14 protein-coding genes are annotated in these 14,423 nt (G+C 64.1%); 6 read left to right on the plus strand and 8 right to left on the minus strand.

Annotated features, from left to right (window positions below):
• Positions 1 to 59: 59 nt before the first annotated feature.
• The 3 genes from ispE to F1002_RS14740 are packed head-to-tail and all read right to left on the minus strand — an operon-like array spanning position 60 to position 3,189.
• Entirely contained in the window at positions 60 to 923 is an 864-nt protein-coding gene (ispE, locus tag F1002_RS14730; RefSeq protein ID WP_150429803.1) for a 4-(cytidine 5'-diphospho)-2-C-methyl-D-erythritol kinase, read from the minus strand.
• Positions 905 to 1,477, minus strand: coding sequence for a lipoprotein insertase outer membrane protein LolB (gene lolB / locus F1002_RS14735; protein ID WP_191090420.1), 573 nt, complete (start codon positions 1,475 to 1,477; stop codon positions 905 to 907). Before lolB ends, ispE begins: the two co-directional genes overlap by 19 nt.
• On the minus strand, positions 1,474 to 3,189 hold the full coding sequence (locus tag F1002_RS14740) for a tetratricopeptide repeat protein (protein ID WP_150429805.1): 1,716 nt from the start codon (positions 3,187 to 3,189) through the stop codon (positions 1,474 to 1,476). Before F1002_RS14740 ends, lolB begins: the two co-directional genes overlap by 4 nt.
• A gap of 98 nt (positions 3,190 to 3,287) precedes the next feature.
• Here F1002_RS14740 and mutM point away from each other — a divergent pair, with 98 nt between their 5' ends.
• Together mutM and F1002_RS14750 are read left to right on the plus strand one after the other, a co-directional pair.
• Positions 3,288 to 4,121, plus strand: a complete 834-nt coding sequence (gene mutM / locus F1002_RS14745) for a bifunctional DNA-formamidopyrimidine glycosylase/DNA-(apurinic or apyrimidinic site) lyase (RefSeq protein WP_150429806.1) — start codon at positions 3,288 to 3,290, stop codon at positions 4,119 to 4,121.
• Between the two features lie 66 nt (positions 4,122 to 4,187).
• Positions 4,188 to 6,137, plus strand: coding sequence for a dynamin family protein (locus tag F1002_RS14750; RefSeq protein ID WP_191090421.1), 1,950 nt, complete (start codon positions 4,188 to 4,190; stop codon positions 6,135 to 6,137).
• Between the two features lie 72 nt (positions 6,138 to 6,209).
• Here F1002_RS14750 and F1002_RS14755 read toward each other — a convergent pair whose 3' ends face one another.
• Genes F1002_RS14755 through F1002_RS14775 form a run of 5 tightly spaced genes read right to left on the minus strand, consistent with a single transcriptional unit; the run spans position 6,210 to position 10,174 of the window.
• Entirely contained in the window at positions 6,210 to 6,467 is a 258-nt protein-coding gene (locus tag F1002_RS14755; RefSeq protein ID WP_150429807.1) for a YfhL family 4Fe-4S dicluster ferredoxin, read from the minus strand.
• 17 nt (positions 6,468 to 6,484) lie between these two features.
• Entirely contained in the window at positions 6,485 to 6,979 is a 495-nt protein-coding gene (coaD, locus tag F1002_RS14760) for a pantetheine-phosphate adenylyltransferase (protein WP_150429808.1), read from the minus strand.
• The gene (rsmD, locus tag F1002_RS14765; RefSeq protein ID WP_150429809.1) at positions 6,976 to 7,518 is read right to left on the minus strand and encodes a 16S rRNA (guanine(966)-N(2))-methyltransferase RsmD; all 543 of its coding nucleotides are present in this window, start codon (positions 7,516 to 7,518) and stop codon (positions 6,976 to 6,978) included. Before rsmD ends, coaD begins: the two co-directional genes overlap by 4 nt.
• Positions 7,515 to 8,804 carry a pitrilysin family protein gene (locus tag F1002_RS14770; protein ID WP_223879619.1) on the minus strand — a complete coding sequence of 430 codons (1,290 nt, stop codon included), beginning with the start codon at positions 8,802 to 8,804 and terminating at the stop codon, positions 7,515 to 7,517. The genes rsmD and F1002_RS14770 overlap by 4 nt, the downstream gene beginning before the upstream one ends.
• 11 nt (positions 8,805 to 8,815) lie before the next feature.
• Entirely contained in the window at positions 8,816 to 10,174 is a 1,359-nt protein-coding gene (locus F1002_RS14775; protein ID WP_223879620.1) for a pitrilysin family protein, read from the minus strand.
• A 110-nt stretch (positions 10,175 to 10,284) separates the two neighbouring features.
• Here F1002_RS14775 and ftsY point away from each other — a divergent pair, with 110 nt between their 5' ends.
• The 4 genes from ftsY to F1002_RS14790 are packed head-to-tail and all read left to right on the plus strand — an operon-like array spanning position 10,285 to position 14,411.
• On the plus strand, positions 10,285 to 11,274 hold the full coding sequence (gene ftsY / locus F1002_RS14780) for a signal recognition particle-docking protein FtsY (RefSeq protein WP_150429812.1): 990 nt from the start codon (positions 10,285 to 10,287) through the stop codon (positions 11,272 to 11,274).
• Entirely contained in the window at positions 11,271 to 11,924 is a 654-nt protein-coding gene (locus F1002_RS14785; protein WP_150429813.1) for a cell division ATP-binding protein FtsE, read from the plus strand. The genes ftsY and F1002_RS14785 overlap by 4 nt, the downstream gene beginning before the upstream one ends.
• Entirely contained in the window at positions 11,921 to 12,820 is a 900-nt protein-coding gene (gene ftsX, locus F1002_RS21270) for a permease-like cell division protein FtsX (protein ID WP_223879621.1), read from the plus strand. Before F1002_RS14785 ends, ftsX begins: the two co-directional genes overlap by 4 nt.
• Positions 12,813 to 14,411 carry an FAD-dependent oxidoreductase gene (locus F1002_RS14790; protein ID WP_223879622.1) on the plus strand — a complete coding sequence of 533 codons (1,599 nt, stop codon included), beginning with the start codon at positions 12,813 to 12,815 and terminating at the stop codon, positions 14,409 to 14,411. The genes ftsX and F1002_RS14790 overlap by 8 nt, the downstream gene beginning before the upstream one ends.
• The last annotated feature ends 12 nt before the right edge of the window (positions 14,412 to 14,423 follow it).

Below are 14,423 nucleotides of genomic sequence, written 5' to 3' on the forward strand. Positions count from 1 at the left end.
GGTTCGCGTCCAAGCGAGGCGCGAATAATACAGGAGTCGTTTCTGGAAATCCAGCCTTTTTATTCAATTTCTGCCAGCGGATGTGCCGGCAGGCCGTCGGCGACCCAGCTGCGCATGCCGGCGGGCAGCGCAGCAAGGGCCGCTTCGGCCGCGTCGCGGCTGGCAAAACCGGCGAAGACACAGGCGCCGGAGCCGGTCATCATGGCATGCGGCGCTTTCGTCTTCAGCCAGGCCAGCGCTGCGGCGACGGCGGGAAATTTGGCGCAGGCGACGGTTTCCAGGTCGTTGTGACCGTCGCCGTGGCGCCAGTCGGTGGGGTGCATGGCCGGTGTGTCGCGCTTCAGTTCGGATGCGCCGAAGATGGCGGCGGTCGGCACGTGGGCGTCGGGATGGAGGACCAGATAGCTTTCCGCCGGCAGTTCGACGTCGGTGAAGGCCTCACCGATACCTTCGGCAAAGGTGTTGCGGCCATGGACGAACACCGGTACGTCGGCGCCGAGGGCGAGGCCGAGTTCTTCCAGTCGCTTGCGACTCAGGCCGGTCTTCCAGAGGTGGTTGAGGGCGAGCAGTACCGTGGCGGCATCGGACGAGCCACCGCCCAGGCCGCCACCCATGGGCAGTCGTTTGTCGAGATGGATGGTTGCGCCCTGGCGGCAGGCGGTGGCCTGTTGCAGCAGGCGGGCCGCTCTTACAGTCAGGTCGTGCTCGGGGGCGACGCCCGGGATCGGCGTGGCGAGTACGATGTCGCCGTCGTTGCGCGGGGTGAAGCGCAGGGTGTCGGCGCGGTCGATGAAGCGGAATACGGTTTGCAGCAGGTGGTAGCCGTCGTCGCGGCGTCCGACGACGTGCAGGAACAGATTCAGTTTGGCGGGGGCTGGCCAGTCGCTGTCCCAGGTCAGTCTGTTCACGGCGTTTCTCTCCATTCCTCGATGCGCAGCTTGAGTTCGACTTCACCGGGACGGATGATGGTCAGCCTCGCCGGCAGGGCTGCGGCCCGGTCGTTGTCGTAGGCGTAATCGATCTGCCAGCCGGATTCGATCAGTCGGCCGGGGCGTCCCCGGGCATCGGGTTCGACGGTGGCTGCGCTGCCGCTGCGACCGAGTAGCCAGGCCGGCAGGCGGGATACCGGCAGGGGCAGGCCGGTGGCGGTCGTGATGAGCTCCTCCGGGTCGGACGATTCGCTCTCCTGTCCGTCGCCGGTGCGCAAGGTGGATCGTTGCGGGGTGATGTCGATCTCGGCAAGGCCGTAGCCAAGGGGGCTGGCGAGCAGCACGCGGTCGCGCTGCCCGGTGTGGGTCCAGGTCAGGCGTCCGTTGGCACTCTGGGGCGACTGTCCGGAAGGCGTGGCGCGCAGGGCGAAACGCGCCTCCAGCGCAAAGTCGCGGATGCTGTCGCGGTCGAGCGGTGCAGCGGGGGGGAGACCGGCGCAACCGGCCAGCAGGCCCAGCGCCAGTAGTGGAATGCAGCGCCGAATCAAGGCAGGAATTTCTTGACGGTTCCCGCCAGCGCTTCGTTTTCCGGATTGGCCTTGTATGCCTCGCGCAAAATGCGCCGGGCCTCGTCCTTGCGCTCCAGCACCCAGAGTACTTCGCCCAGGTGGGCGGCGATTTCCGGATCGGCCTTGATGCGGTAGGCACGCTCCAGCGTCTGCAAGGCTTCGGCGAACTTGCCCTGGCGGTAGAGAACCCAGCCCATGCTATCCATGATGAAGGGATCTTCGGGCGCCAGCGCGAGCGCCCGGGCGATCAGGTCATGGGCTTCGGGAAGCCGGAGATTGCGTTCGGCCAGCGAGTAGCCTAGGGCATTCAGGGCGTGGGCATGGTCCGGCTTGAGGCTGAGCAACTGTTTGAGATGCGTTTCCAGCAGCTCCGGTTTGCCGATTCGCTCAGCCGTCAGGGCCGCTTCGTAGAGCAGCTCGGTATCGTTTGGCTGGGCGGTCAGTGCCCGGTCGAGAACGATATAGGCATCGTTGTGACGACCTGCTTCGCGCAGCAGTTGCGATTCGGCCAGGATGAGCTGGGTCCGTTCGGCGGGCGTGCCGCCGCGCGTGTCGCGCAGCAAGGCTCGCGCGTCGTCGGGCTTGCCCTGTTGCATCAGGATCTGCGCGGCGCGTGAGCGGGCCGGGACGTACTGTTCGCCGCCCGCTACCTGGCGGTAATGGGCGAGTGCTGCTTCCGGCTTCTTCTGTTCCTGGTCCAGCTGGCCAAGGAAGAAATGGATGGCGTTCTTGTCCGGAAAATCGGTTTGCAGCAGATGCTCCAGCTGACTGCGGCCGGTGGTCGTGTCGCCTTGCTGCAGGGCGAGCATGGCAACCGGGTAGATGACATCCGGGCTGTCGGGATTGGCGGCGATCAGTCGATCGAAATGGCGACGCGATTCGTCGTACCGCTTTTCGCTGATCAGCAGACGGGCCAGGGTCAGGCGGGCATCGTTGGCGCTCGGGTTGCGGCCGACGAATTCGTCGAGGCTGTCAATGGCGGTCTTGGCCGACTGTCTGGCCTGGAGCTGGGCGCGGGCAATGGCCGCGGTTTCCCAGCCGGGGCGCAGTTGCAGCGATTTTTCGGTTTCGATCAGCGCGCGCAGGTTATCACCGGCGTTGGCGGCGGCCTGGGCCATGGCGAAATGCGCTTCCGGCAGCGTGTCGTAGGGTGCGGCGACCTTGTCGATCAGGCTCTGCACGGCTTTCTTGTCATTGATTTTGCCGAGCATGCGGTTGAGGTGCAGCAGGTTGCCTCCGATGTTCGGCTTGTCCTGATCGAGCAATGCAGCCAGTTGCGGCGCAAGGTCGTCGAGCCGGTTGGCCATGACCAACAGCGAGGATTGCGTCTGGCGAGCCTTCGCCGAGTCCGGTTCGACTTCGAGCCATAGTTTGGAAAGTTCCAGCGCACGGTCGTACTGGCGCGCGAAACCGGCAATTTCGGTGGCCCGGGCGATGACCTTGGGGTCGCGCGTACGGACGGCAAGGTCCGACCAGGCATCGGAACCCAGTTTGGGGTCGCCGCGCTGCAAGGCGAACTCGCCGACGAGCGCCTGGAATACCGTACGGGCGAGGACATCCTCGCTCGAGGCTGGTACGCCGGTTCGCTTGCCGCCTGGGCGCGCGGGCGGGTCGCCTGCGGCCAGGCCGAGTCCGCTGTGGGTCAGTCCCAGCGCGAGGGTAAGGGCGGCGACGAGAAACTTCGATGACATGGACGGCTTTCGTTCGAGTGGGTGCGAATCTGCTGCTTGGAGCGCATAAAATCCAATTAGTTTGCGATGTTATTTGGGTTTGCGCGGAGGAACAAGCAATGCCGGAGTTGCCGGAGGTCGAAGTCTGTCGTCGCGGTATCGCGCCGGAACTGGTCGGGGAGGTCGTGCGGGGTGTCGTGATCAGGGTGCCCAAATTGCGGCACGAGATACCCCGGTTGTTGGCCGATTTGCTTCCGGGGTGCGAGATCGTCGCCGTGCGGCGCCGTGCCAAGTATCTGCTGATCGATTGTCGGAGGGCGGGCGTCGAGGGAAGCCTGATCATTCACCTGGGTATGTCGGGAAACTTGCGCTTCGTGCCAGGCGACCTGCCGCCGGAGAAGCACGATCATTTCGATCTGGTCCTGACAAACCAGATTCTGCGCTTTGCCGATCCTCGCCGCTTCGGGGTTGTCCTATGGCAACCGGGGCCCCCGGCCTTGGCCGAGCGGCATCCCTTGCTGGCCTCGCAAGGACTCGAGCCACTCTCCGGGGATTTCACCGTCGACTGGCTCTACGCCGCCCTGGCCCGGCGCAGTGGCCCGATCAAGCCGGCCTTGATGGATAGCCATCTGGTGGTCGGGATAGGCAATATCTACGCCTCGGAGAGCCTGTTCCGGGCAGGTATCTCTCCATTGCGGGCGGTAAACCGGATCAGCCGCGCCCGCTACGGGATTCTGGTGCCGGCGATACGCGAAACGCTGTCGGATGCCATCGCTGCAGGCGGTAGCAGCATTCGGGATTATGTGCATAGCGATGGCGGTGCAGGGTGTTTCCAGATTCAGGCGGGGGTTTACGACCGTGCCGGCGAACCCTGCCTGCGCTGCGGCGGCGTGGTCAAACAAGTTCGCCAAGCCGGGCGCAGCACCTATTACTGTTCGGGGTGCCAGCATTAAATCTCTTCTGCAAGCCCCTGTTTTTATGCTAGATTGGGGATTCTGTTAGCACTCGGGAATGCAATTATGTCGCTGGCTGATCAATTCGCCGCCTATTCTGCCTGGCGTTCGCGCCTCGCCGCCCATGTCGGCGAACTTCAGAACTGGCTGGGCCAAAACGAACTTTCCGATGCCCAGAGCGATCTGCGTCTGACCCAACTGCTTGATCGGCTGCGCGAGGATCGTCTGAACGTCGCCTTCGTTGCCGAGTTCTCGCGGGGCAAGTCCGAGCTGATCAATGCCATTTTCTTCGCCGACTACGGGAACCGGATGCTGCCCTCGTCGGCCGGCCGTACCACGATGTGTCCGACCGAACTGCTGTTCGATGGCAACAAGCTGCCGTGCATCGAGTTGCTGCCGATCCAGACGCGCTCCTCGAATTCCAGCGTCAGCGAATACAAGCGTTTCCCCGACGAATGGACGCAGGTCCCGCTCGATACCAACTCGCCGGATGCCATGCAGGATGCTCTGCGCCATGTCAGCGAGACGACCCGGGTGACCCCGGCGGAGGCGACGCGACTGGGATTCGCCGTCGGCGAGGCGCAGGCCGATCTATACACCGTCGGCAGCGATGGCCTTGTCGAGGTGCCGCGCTGGCGCCATGCCATGATCAACTTTCCGCATCCCTTGCTCAAGCAGGGGCTGGTCATTCTCGATACGCCGGGCCTGAACGCCATCGGCGCCGAACCCGAACTTACGCTGTCGCTCCTTCCCAATGCGCACGCGGTGTTGTTCATCCTGGCGGCCGACAGCGGGGTGACGCAATCGGATATGGCCATCTGGCGCGAGCATATCTGCGGTGGCGGCGTGGCCAGGCGCGGCCGTATGGTCGTTCTGAACAAGATCGATGGTCAGTGGGACGAGTTGAAAGCGCAGGATGAGATCGATGCCGAGATCCAGCGCCAGGTCGAGGCGAGCGCGGACATCCTCGAATTGCCGGTCGGTCAGGTGTTTCCGGTGTCGGCCCAGAAAGGCCTGGTTGCCAAGATCAACGGCGATGCCGCCTTGCTGGAAAAGAGCCGTCTGCCTTTGCTGGAGGCGGCACTCTCCAAGGAGCTGATTCCGGCCAAGCGCGACATCGTTTGCGACAGTACGGAAGGCGAGTTTGGCGATGTCAGCCGTCGTGTGCGCGGCCTGCTCGATTCGCGGATGGACGGCTTGCGCGAGCAATTGACGGAGCTCACCGAATTGCGCGGCAAGAACAAGGGCGTCGTCGAATACATGATGGGCAAGGTGCGGGCGGAAAAGGACGAGTTCGAGTCCGGCCTGCAGCGTTACTACGCCGTGCGCAGCGTGTTCTCGACGTTGACCAACAATCTGTTCGGCCATTTGGGGCTCGATGTCCTGCGCCAATTGACGCACGAAACGCGTGCGACCATGGACGAAGCGGTTTTCTCGAAAACCCTGTCCGACGCGATGGCCAATTTCTTTGCCCGGTCACGCGAGGCGCTGACCAAGTCGAGTGGTGAAATTGGCGAAATTCTCGCCATGATGGAGGCGGTCTACAAGAAATTTACGGTCGAGCATGGTCTGAAGCTCGGTTCGCCGACCAGTTTTTCGCTGTTGCGCTACGAAAAGGAGCTCGACCGCCTGCAAGCCTGGTGCAATGATCATCTGAATACCATGATCAGCTTGATGACCCACGACAAGAAAAACATCACGCAGAAGTTCTTCGAGGAAGTCGCAGTCCAGGTGCGTCGCGCCTTCGAGCACGCCAACCGGGATGCCGAAGTCTGGCTGCGCGCGGTGATGGCGCCGATGGAGACGCAGGTTCGCGAACACCAGATCCAGCTGAAGCGCCGTCTGGAAAGCATCAAGCGCATTCATCAGGCTACCGACACGCTGGAGGATCGTATCGCCGAACTGGAAGGCGTCGAGGCTACCCTGAAGCAGCAGATCGCGGCACTCGAAGAGATTATCGGTCGCGTTCAGGAAATGCTGGTGCCGCTCGGCGACCGGGAGTTGCGCGCTGCCTGACCGGGCGGATCGGCAGGCAAAGCATAAAAAAACCCGCGATATTCGCGGGTTTTTTTATGGGGCAGACTGTGCTCAGGCGCGCTTGTTGCCCGTCAGCTTTTCGTACTTGGCCCAGAGCTGGTCTTCGTTTTCGACGTTGCCGGGATCCTTGGGGATGCAATCGACCGGGCAGACCTGAACGCATTGCGGTTCATCGTAGTGACCGACGCATTCCGTGCACTTGTTCGGGTCGATAACGTAGATTTCCTCGCCCTGGGAAATGGCCTCGTTGGGGCACTCCGGCTCGCACACGTCGCAGTTGATGCACTCGTCGGTAATAATCAGAGACATAGCTGTTCCTCTCTCGGTTAAGCGGTAATTTTCGCCCGCAGGCGCTTTTCTACGCAAGGTTGTACAAATTTACTGACATCGCCGCCCAGACGTGCAATTTCGCGCACCATGGTAGCGGAGATGAACATGTATTGCTCGCCTGGGGTCAGAAACACCGTTTCGACTTCAGGGTAGACGCTGCGGTTCATGCCCGCCATCTGGAATTCATACTCGAAGTCGGAAACGGCGCGCAGGCCGCGGACGACGACTTTGGCGTTCATCTCGTGCACAAAGTCCATCAACAGTGTGTTGAAGCCGACGATTTCGACATTCTTCAGGTCACCCAGGATTTCCTGCGCCATCTGGACGCGGTCGGCGAGCGGGAAGCGCGGCTGCTTGGACGGGCTTTCGGCAATGGCCAGGATCAGGCGGTCGAACAGCGTGGCGGCGCGCCGGACGAGATCTTCGTGGCCCCGGGTGATCGGGTCGAAGGTGCCGGGGTAGATGGCAACGCGATGATCGAGTTTTTTCAAGTGGTTTGTCGCCGCAACAAGTGAAAGTGGACTTCCCCCGCCTTGCCCTGGCGCACTGTGCGCCAATCGCCAAGCGATTCTATTTCGTTTTCTGCTTCGACGTAGATCGCCGCATCTTCGTTCAGTGCACCGGCAAGGAGTGGCTCCAGGCGGGCAATCCAGCCTTTTTTATAGGGTGGATCGAGAAAGATTAGGTCGAATTTTGCTGTCGTCGAGGCCAAATATTGTATCGCATCCGCGCGAATGATCTCTACTGCGCTCGGTTTATGGAGCAATTCGTGGTTTTCATGCAATGCGGCGAGCACTTTGGGCATTTGCTCAACCATCACGACCCGCGTGGCGCCACGCGACGCGGCTTCGAAACCCAGGGCGCCGCTGCCGGCAAACAGGTCGAGGCAGTGCCAGCCGTCGAGATCCTGGCCCAGCCAGTTGAACAAGGTTTCCCGGACACGGTCCGGCGTCGGGCGCAGTCCGATGCTGTCCGGAAAACGGAGAACGCGTCGGCGGAACTCGCCGCCGACGATACGGACGGCGTTCAATCGGCGGCCACCGTCACGGTGATCAGGTTTTCCGGGCGAACGCGGCGAGCGAATGCCTGCTTGACGTCTTCGGCCGTAACCGCCTGAACCTTGGCCTGGTACTGGTCGAGATAGTCGAGCGGCAGGTCGAAGAAACCGATGGCGGCGACGTTGTCGAGGATCTTCTTGTTGCTGTCCAGGCGCAGCGGGAAACTGCCGATCAGATTGGCCTTGGCGGCGGCCAGCTCTTCTGCGGTCGGCCCTTCCTTCAGGAAAGCATCGAGGATGTCGCGGGAGACCTTGATGGCATCCTTGGCTTGCGAGCGCTTGGTCTGCAGGCCGATCTGAAAGGGACCGGTCTGGCGCATGGGGGCGAAGTAGCTGTAGACGCTGTAGGCGTAGCCGCGCTTGTCGCGGACTTCCTTCATCAGGCGGGAGACGAAGCCGCCGCCGCCGAGTGTGTAGTTGCCGACGAGGAGCGGGAAAAAGTCGGGGTTGCCGCGCTCGATGGCCGGCAGGCCGATGTAAACGTGAGCCTGGCTGGCCGGGTGGGCAATCCGGGTCTGGCCGCCCTTGGGCTGCTCGGGCATGCCGGGCAGGGTTGCTGCCTGGCCCTTGGGCATGCCGGCGGTGATGGCATCGGCGATCTTTTCCGCTTCTTGGCGCGACAGGTCGCCGACCAGCGTGATGCTGGCGTTGGCGGCGTTGTAGTAGCGGGCGTGGAAGGCCGCCATGTCGTCGCGGTTCAGCGCGGCCACGCTCTCCGGCGTGGCTTGCCGGCCGTAGGGGTGGTCGGGGTAGAGGGCAGCCCAGAAAGCCTTGCCGGCAATGCTGTCGGGGCGGGTCATCGCTTCCTTGAGGCCGGCGATGGTGCGCGCTTTTTCGCGTTCGAACACGGCAGCGTCGAAATGCGGTGCCTGCAGCACGTCCTTCAGAATGGCCAGCGCCGTGTCGCGCTTGTCGCGGGCCGACAGCGTGCGCAGCGAAACGCTGGCGCGGTCGGTGTCGGCGCTGCCGCCCAGATTGGCGCCGATGTCGGCGAGCTGTTCGGCAATGGCCGTCTCATCGAGCTTGCCCGCGCCGTTGTCGAGCGTTGCCCGGGTCAGCGCGGCGAGACCGGCCTTGCCGACCGGGTCGAACATCGAACCAGCGGCGAAATCGACCTGCACGTCGAGCATCGGCAGGACGCGACTTTCGACGAAATAGACACGGGCGCCGGAGGACGACACCCAGTGCTCGATCTTGATTCCGGCCAGGGCGCTCTGGGTGAGCAGGAAGGCGAAGGCGGCGACGATCAGTCTGGTCATGGCGGTATTCATCAATGGCGGGTGGCGGCGGCCGGACGGCGGGGCTTGCCATCGAGCGGTTGCGGATCGAGGACGCCGACGGTCAGCGCGTCGTCGTTGAAATATTTTTTGGCGACGGCCTGGATCTGCTCGGCGGTGACCTGCTGCAGTTTCTCGAGCATGCGGTCCAGTTTCCGGTAAGGCAGGCCGGCGGACTCGATCTGGCCGATTTCCATCGTCTGGCCGAACATCGAATCCTTCTTATAGACTTCGCTGGCGATCAGTTGGGCCTTGGCACGCTTCAGCTCGGCTTGGCTGACGCCATCCTGCTGGACGCGGACGATTTCGGCGCGCAGGGCGGCTTCCAGGTCGGCCACCGTCTTGCCTTCCGACGGGGTGGCATGCAGGTAGAGCGTGCCGGGGCCGCGGGCGGTGCTGTCGTAATCGATGCCGGCTGCCAGGGCGACCTTGTCTTCACGCACCAGCTTCTTGTTGAAGCGGGCCGCATCGTGGCCATCGAGAATGGCGGAGAGCATTTCCAGGGCGTAGGGGTCGCTGTCCTTTTCCACGTCGCGCAGGATGGGGGCCTTGTAGCCCATGATCAGCACAGGCAATTCGGCCGGCGCCTTGACCGTGATGCGGCGGGTGCCTTCCTGCTTCGGCTCGATCTGCTGGCGGCGAATCGGCAGCGGGCGGCCTTCGAGCGGGCCGTAATACTTCTCGGCGAGCGCGAAGACGGCCTGGTGGTCGACATCGCCAGTGATCACGACATAGGCGTTGTTCGGCACGTACCAGGTGTCGTACCAGGCCTTGGCATCGGCCGCGGTCATCGTTTCGAGATCGTTCATCCAGCCGATGATCGGGCGGCGGTAAGGGTGGGCCTGGAAGGCGACGGCGTTCATCTGCTCGAACAGCTTCGATTGCGGGTTGTCATCGGTGCGCATGCGGCGCTCTTCCATGACGACCTTGATTTCCTGCTCGAATTCCTTGGCGTCGACGTTGAGATGGCGCATCCGGTCGGCTTCGAGCTGGATCACGTCTTCCAGCTTTTCCTTGGGAATCTGCTGGAAATAGGCGGTGTAGTCGCGGCTGGTAAAGGCATTGTCCTTGCCGCCAGCCGCGGCGACGCGCTTGTTGAACTCGCCGGGACCGACGCTCGGCGTGCCTTTGAACATCATGTGTTCGAGGACGTGGGCGACGCCGGACTGGCCATCGACCTCGTCCATGCTGCCGATGCGGTACCACACCATCTGGACGGCGGTCGGCGCACGCCGGTCTTCCTTGACGATGACGCGCAGGCCATTCTTCAGCGTGGTTTCGTAAGGGTTGGCCAAGGCTGCCGAGGACAGGCCGGCAGCAAGCAAAACGGAGAGCAGGTATTTGTGGCGCATGGGGGTACGAGGGCTTTCTGCTAGAATTTGCGGCTGATTTTGCATCCAACCGGACGGCATCTTAACGGCTAGCCGTCCGCCTGTCAGCAAGGCCTGAGACCAACTATTCCATGTTCAGTTTCCTGAAAAAATCCTCGTCCGACGCCAAGCCGGAAGTCCCGGCCGCCGCCGCTCCTGCCGAGGCCGCCAAACCCTCGTGGCGCGAGCGCCTGTTTCAGGGGCTGGCCAAGACCCGCGCACAGTGGGGCGGCAAGCTCAAAACCATCTTCTCGCGCGGCAAGGTCGATGACGAACTGCTCGAGGAACTGGAAACCCTGCTGCTGACCAGCGATGTCGGTATCGAGGCGACCACCCACCTGCTCGACGAACTGAAGAAAGCCGCCAAGCGTGACAAGCTGGAAACGCCTGAGGCGATCCAGAAGGCGCTGGCCGACGCGTTGCTGGAAACGCTCAAGCCGCTCGAGCAGCCACTCGATTTCAACACCCACAAGCCCTACGTGATCATGATCGCCGGCGTGAACGGCGCCGGCAAGACGACGTCGATCGGCAAGCTCGCCAAGTATTTCCAGACCCAGGGCAAGACCGTGCTGCTGGCCGCCGGCGATACCTTCCGCGCCGCCGCCCGCGAGCAGCTGCAGACCTGGGGCGAGCGCAACAACGTCACAGTCATCGCCCAGGAGTCCGGCGATCCGGCGGCGGTCATCTACGATGCCATCGCGGCCGCCAAGGCGCGCGGTATCGATATCGTGCTGGCCGATACGGCCGGCCGCCTGCCGACGCAACTGCACCTGATGGAGGAAATCGCCAAGGTGCGCCGCGTGATCCAGAAGATCGAACCGGAAGGCCCGCACGAAACCCTGCTCGTCCTCGACGCCAACATCGGCCAGAACGCGCTGCAGCAGGTCAAGGCCTTCGACAAGGCGATCAACGTGACTGGCCTGGTCCTGACCAAGCTCGACGGGACGGCCAAGGGCGGCGTCGTCCTGGGGATCGCCCGTCAGTGCCCGAAGCCGGTCCGCTTCATCGGCGTCGGCGAGCAGATCGACGATCTGCGCCCCTTTTCCGCCAAAGACTTCGTGGACGCCCTGTTCGAGCAATGATCGAAGCCAGCAATCTGACCAAGCGCTATCCGGGCGGCCTCGAGGCCGTGAAGGATGCGAGCTTCCGCATCGATGCCGGCCAGATGGTCCTCATCACCGGCCATTCAGGCGCCGGCAAGACGACGCTGGTCAAGCTGGTATCGACCATCGAACGGCCGACCTCGGGAAGCCTAGTGGTCAACGGCCAGAACCTGACGGCCCTGCGGCGCAGCGCCATGCCGCACGTACGCCGGCATTTCGGCATGGTTTTCCAGGATCAGAAGCTGCTGTTCGATCGCTGTGCGCTCGACAACGTGCTGCTGCCACTGCAGATTGCCGGTTTGCCGCATCGCGAGGCGGTGCGTCGGGGCCGGGCGGCGCTCGACAAGGTCGGCCTGCTGGCGCGCGAGAAAGCCAACCCGATTGCCTTGTCCGGCGGGGAGCAGCAGCGCCTGGCGATCGCCCGTGCCGTGGTTAATCGGCCGACCGTGCTGATTGCCGACGAACCGACCGGTAACCTCGACAGCGAATCGGCGGCCGAGATCCTCGAGATATTTGCCGACTTCCATCGTGTCGGCGTCACCGTCGTGGTGGCCACGCATGATCAGACCTGGATCGAGCGTTACCACCCCAACGTGCTGCGCCTGGACCGCGGGAAGGTGGTCGTATGAACGCCTGGTTCTCCCAGCACCGCGCGGCGCTCGGCCTGGCTTTCCGCCGCCTGCTGGCTTCGCCCCTCAACACGCTGCTGTCGCTGCTCGTCATCGGTATTGCCCTGACCCTGCCGGCCTTTGGCTACGTCGCCCTCGACAACTTGCGCGACCTCGGGCGCAACGCAACCGGCGTCCAGCAGATCAGCCTGTTCCTCAATCTGGAGGCGGGCAAGAAGGATGTGGCCGAAATCGAAAATCGCTTGCGGGCGGCATCGGCCGGCACGTGGCGCTTCGTCCCCAAGGAGGAGGCGCTGAAACGCATGCAGGCCAGCGAAGGGATGGCCGAGATCGTTGCCAGCCTGCCGCGCAACCCCTTGCCCGACGCATTTGTCATCGAGCCGAAGAACACCGAGCCGGAAGCGCTGGAGATCATGCGCAAGGAAATCGCCGGCTGGCCCAGGGTTGCCCACGTTCAGCTCGATTCGGCCTGGGTCAAGCGCTTCGACGCCTTCCTGCGCCTGGGCAAGCTGGCGCTGTGGATGCTGGCCGGGCTGTTCGCTGCCGGCCTGGTCGCCGTCACCTTCAACACCATCCGCCTGCAGGTCATGGCCCAGTCGGCCGAGATCGAGGTGGCGCGGATGATCGGTGCCACCGATGGCTTCATCCGCCGGCCCTTCTATTACTTCGGCGCCCTGCAGGGCGCCCTGGGCGGCTTGCTGGCTGCCGCGCTGGTCATCGGCGGGCTCTACCTGCTGGCGGCGCCGGTCGGCGAACTGGCCGCGCTCTACGGCAGCGCCTTTGCCTTCCGGCGGCCCGCTGTTGGCGAGGTGGTCGTGCTGGCCGGCCTGGGCGCGTTCCTTGGCTGGCTGGGCGCGCAGCTGTCGGTCAGCCTGTCGCTGCGGAAGTTTGACTAGCCGGCGGGCGTTTCTGGCCACCGTCGGGGCTGCCGCCCTGGTCGGTTGCGCTCCTGCCGGAAAACCGCCGCTGCCGCCGGGCGACCTGCTGGGCATGAATGTCGCGCGCGGCCATCGTCTGCGCGACGCGCCGCTGCCGCCGCCGGCAGCAACCAGGCAAACCGGGGTTCTGATCGTCGGCGGCGGTATTTCGGGCCTCTCCGCCGGCTGGTGGCTGGCGCGCCACGGCTACGATGATTTCACGGTGCTGGAGATGGACGATGTTCCGGGAGGAAACTCGCGGGGCGGTCAATCGGCGACGCACACCTATCCGTGGGGGGCCCACTACCTGCCCTTGCCCGGCCCGGAAGCCTCGCTGGTTCGCGAACTGCTGGCGGAGCTGGGGGTTTTGCAGGGCGACCCGGGCGCGCCGAGGCCGATCTACGATGAGCGCTATCTGTGTGCCACGCCGCAGGAGCGGGTTTATCGCAACGGCCTGTGGGAAGAGGGACTGCTGCCGCATCGCGGTCTGGATGCCGGCGAGCGTGCCGAGCAGCAACGCTTTCAGGCGCGGATGAATGAACTGAAACGGCTGCGAGGGCGCGATGGCCGCCGCGTTTTTGCCCTGCCCATGGAGTTTTCCAGCGGGGATGCTGAATGGCGTGCGCTGGATCGCCTGTCGTTCCGGCAGTGGCTGCTCGACAACGGATTCAAGGCGCCCACGCTGCACTGGCTGGCCAATTACGCCTGCCGCGACGACTATGGTTGCGATTACGCGCAGACCTCGGCCTGGGCCGGTCTGCATTACTTCGCCTGCCGCGACGGCGAAGCCGGCAATGCGACCGGCGATACCGTCTTGACCGCGGCGGACGGCAACGGCTGGCTGGCGCGCGGATTGGCAAAAGCCGTGGGCGAGCGGCTGCGCTGCGGCGCCTCGGTAGCCCGCATCGAAACGGATCGGGCGGGCGTCAGCGCCGATGTCAGGGTGGGCGACGAGGTCGTGCGCTATCGGGCCAGGCAGCTGATCTGGGCGGCGCCGGCATTCGTCCTGCCCCATGCCTGGCCGGAGATGCCGGCCGAACTGAAGACGGCGGCCCGGGCCGGCGACTATGCGCCCTGGCTGACCGCCAACCTGCACCTTTCGTCGCTGCCGGAGGAGCGTTACGGTGCGCCGCCGGCCTGGGACAACGTGTTCTACGACAGCCCGGGGCTGGGGTACGTGACGGCCAGCCACCAGCTGCTGCGCCGCCAGCCGAGCGGAACGGTATTCACCTATTACCGGGCGCTCAACGATGTGGCCCCGGCCGAAGGGCGCCGCCTGCTGCTGGAGACGCCGCGCGAAGCTTGGGCAGAGGGAATACTAGCCGAGCTTGAGCTGGTGCATCCGGATATTCGCCGCCTGGCCGCGCGTCTTGACGTCTTTCGCAACGCACACGCCATGCGCCGCCCGGTGCCGGGGGCGCTGTTCGGCGGTGGCCGCGCCTTGCTGGCGAATTTCCGCCACCCGCGCATTTTTCTGGCGCATGCTGACCTGTCGGGATTTTCCCTGTTCGAGGAGGCCCAGTATCGCGGCGTTGTCGCCGCCCGGCGGGTGTTGGCGCAGGCCGGTTGAACGCGCCGGGGT

This window comes from Dechloromonas sp. CZR5 (assembly GCF_008711155.1).
In the GTDB taxonomy this organism is placed as follows: domain Bacteria; phylum Pseudomonadota; class Gammaproteobacteria; order Burkholderiales; family Rhodocyclaceae; genus Azonexus.

Coding starts and splice junctions, on each gene's coding strand:
- ispE (WP_150429803.1), bottom strand. CDS start 923: ATGGAGAGAAACGCCGTGAACAGACTGACCTGGGACAGCGACTGGCCA.
- F1002_RS14740 (WP_150429805.1), bottom strand. CDS start 3,189: ATGTCATCGAAGTTTCTCGTCGCCGCCCTTACCCTCGCGCTGGGACTG.
- mutM (WP_150429806.1), top strand. CDS start 3,288: ATGCCGGAGTTGCCGGAGGTCGAAGTCTGTCGTCGCGGTATCGCGCCG.
- F1002_RS14750 (WP_191090421.1), top strand. CDS start 4,188: ATGTCGCTGGCTGATCAATTCGCCGCCTATTCTGCCTGGCGTTCGCGC.
- F1002_RS14755 (WP_150429807.1), bottom strand. CDS start 6,467: ATGTCTCTGATTATTACCGACGAGTGCATCAACTGCGACGTGTGCGAG.
- F1002_RS14770 (WP_223879619.1), bottom strand. CDS start 8,804: ATGACCAGACTGATCGTCGCCGCCTTCGCCTTCCTGCTCACCCAGAGC.
- F1002_RS14775 (WP_223879620.1), bottom strand. CDS start 10,174: ATGCGCCACAAATACCTGCTCTCCGTTTTGCTTGCTGCCGGCCTGTCC.
- ftsY (WP_150429812.1), top strand. CDS start 10,285: ATGTTCAGTTTCCTGAAAAAATCCTCGTCCGACGCCAAGCCGGAAGTC.
- F1002_RS14785 (WP_150429813.1), top strand. CDS start 11,271: ATGATCGAAGCCAGCAATCTGACCAAGCGCTATCCGGGCGGCCTCGAG.
- ftsX (WP_223879621.1), top strand. CDS start 11,921: ATGAACGCCTGGTTCTCCCAGCACCGCGCGGCGCTCGGCCTGGCTTTC.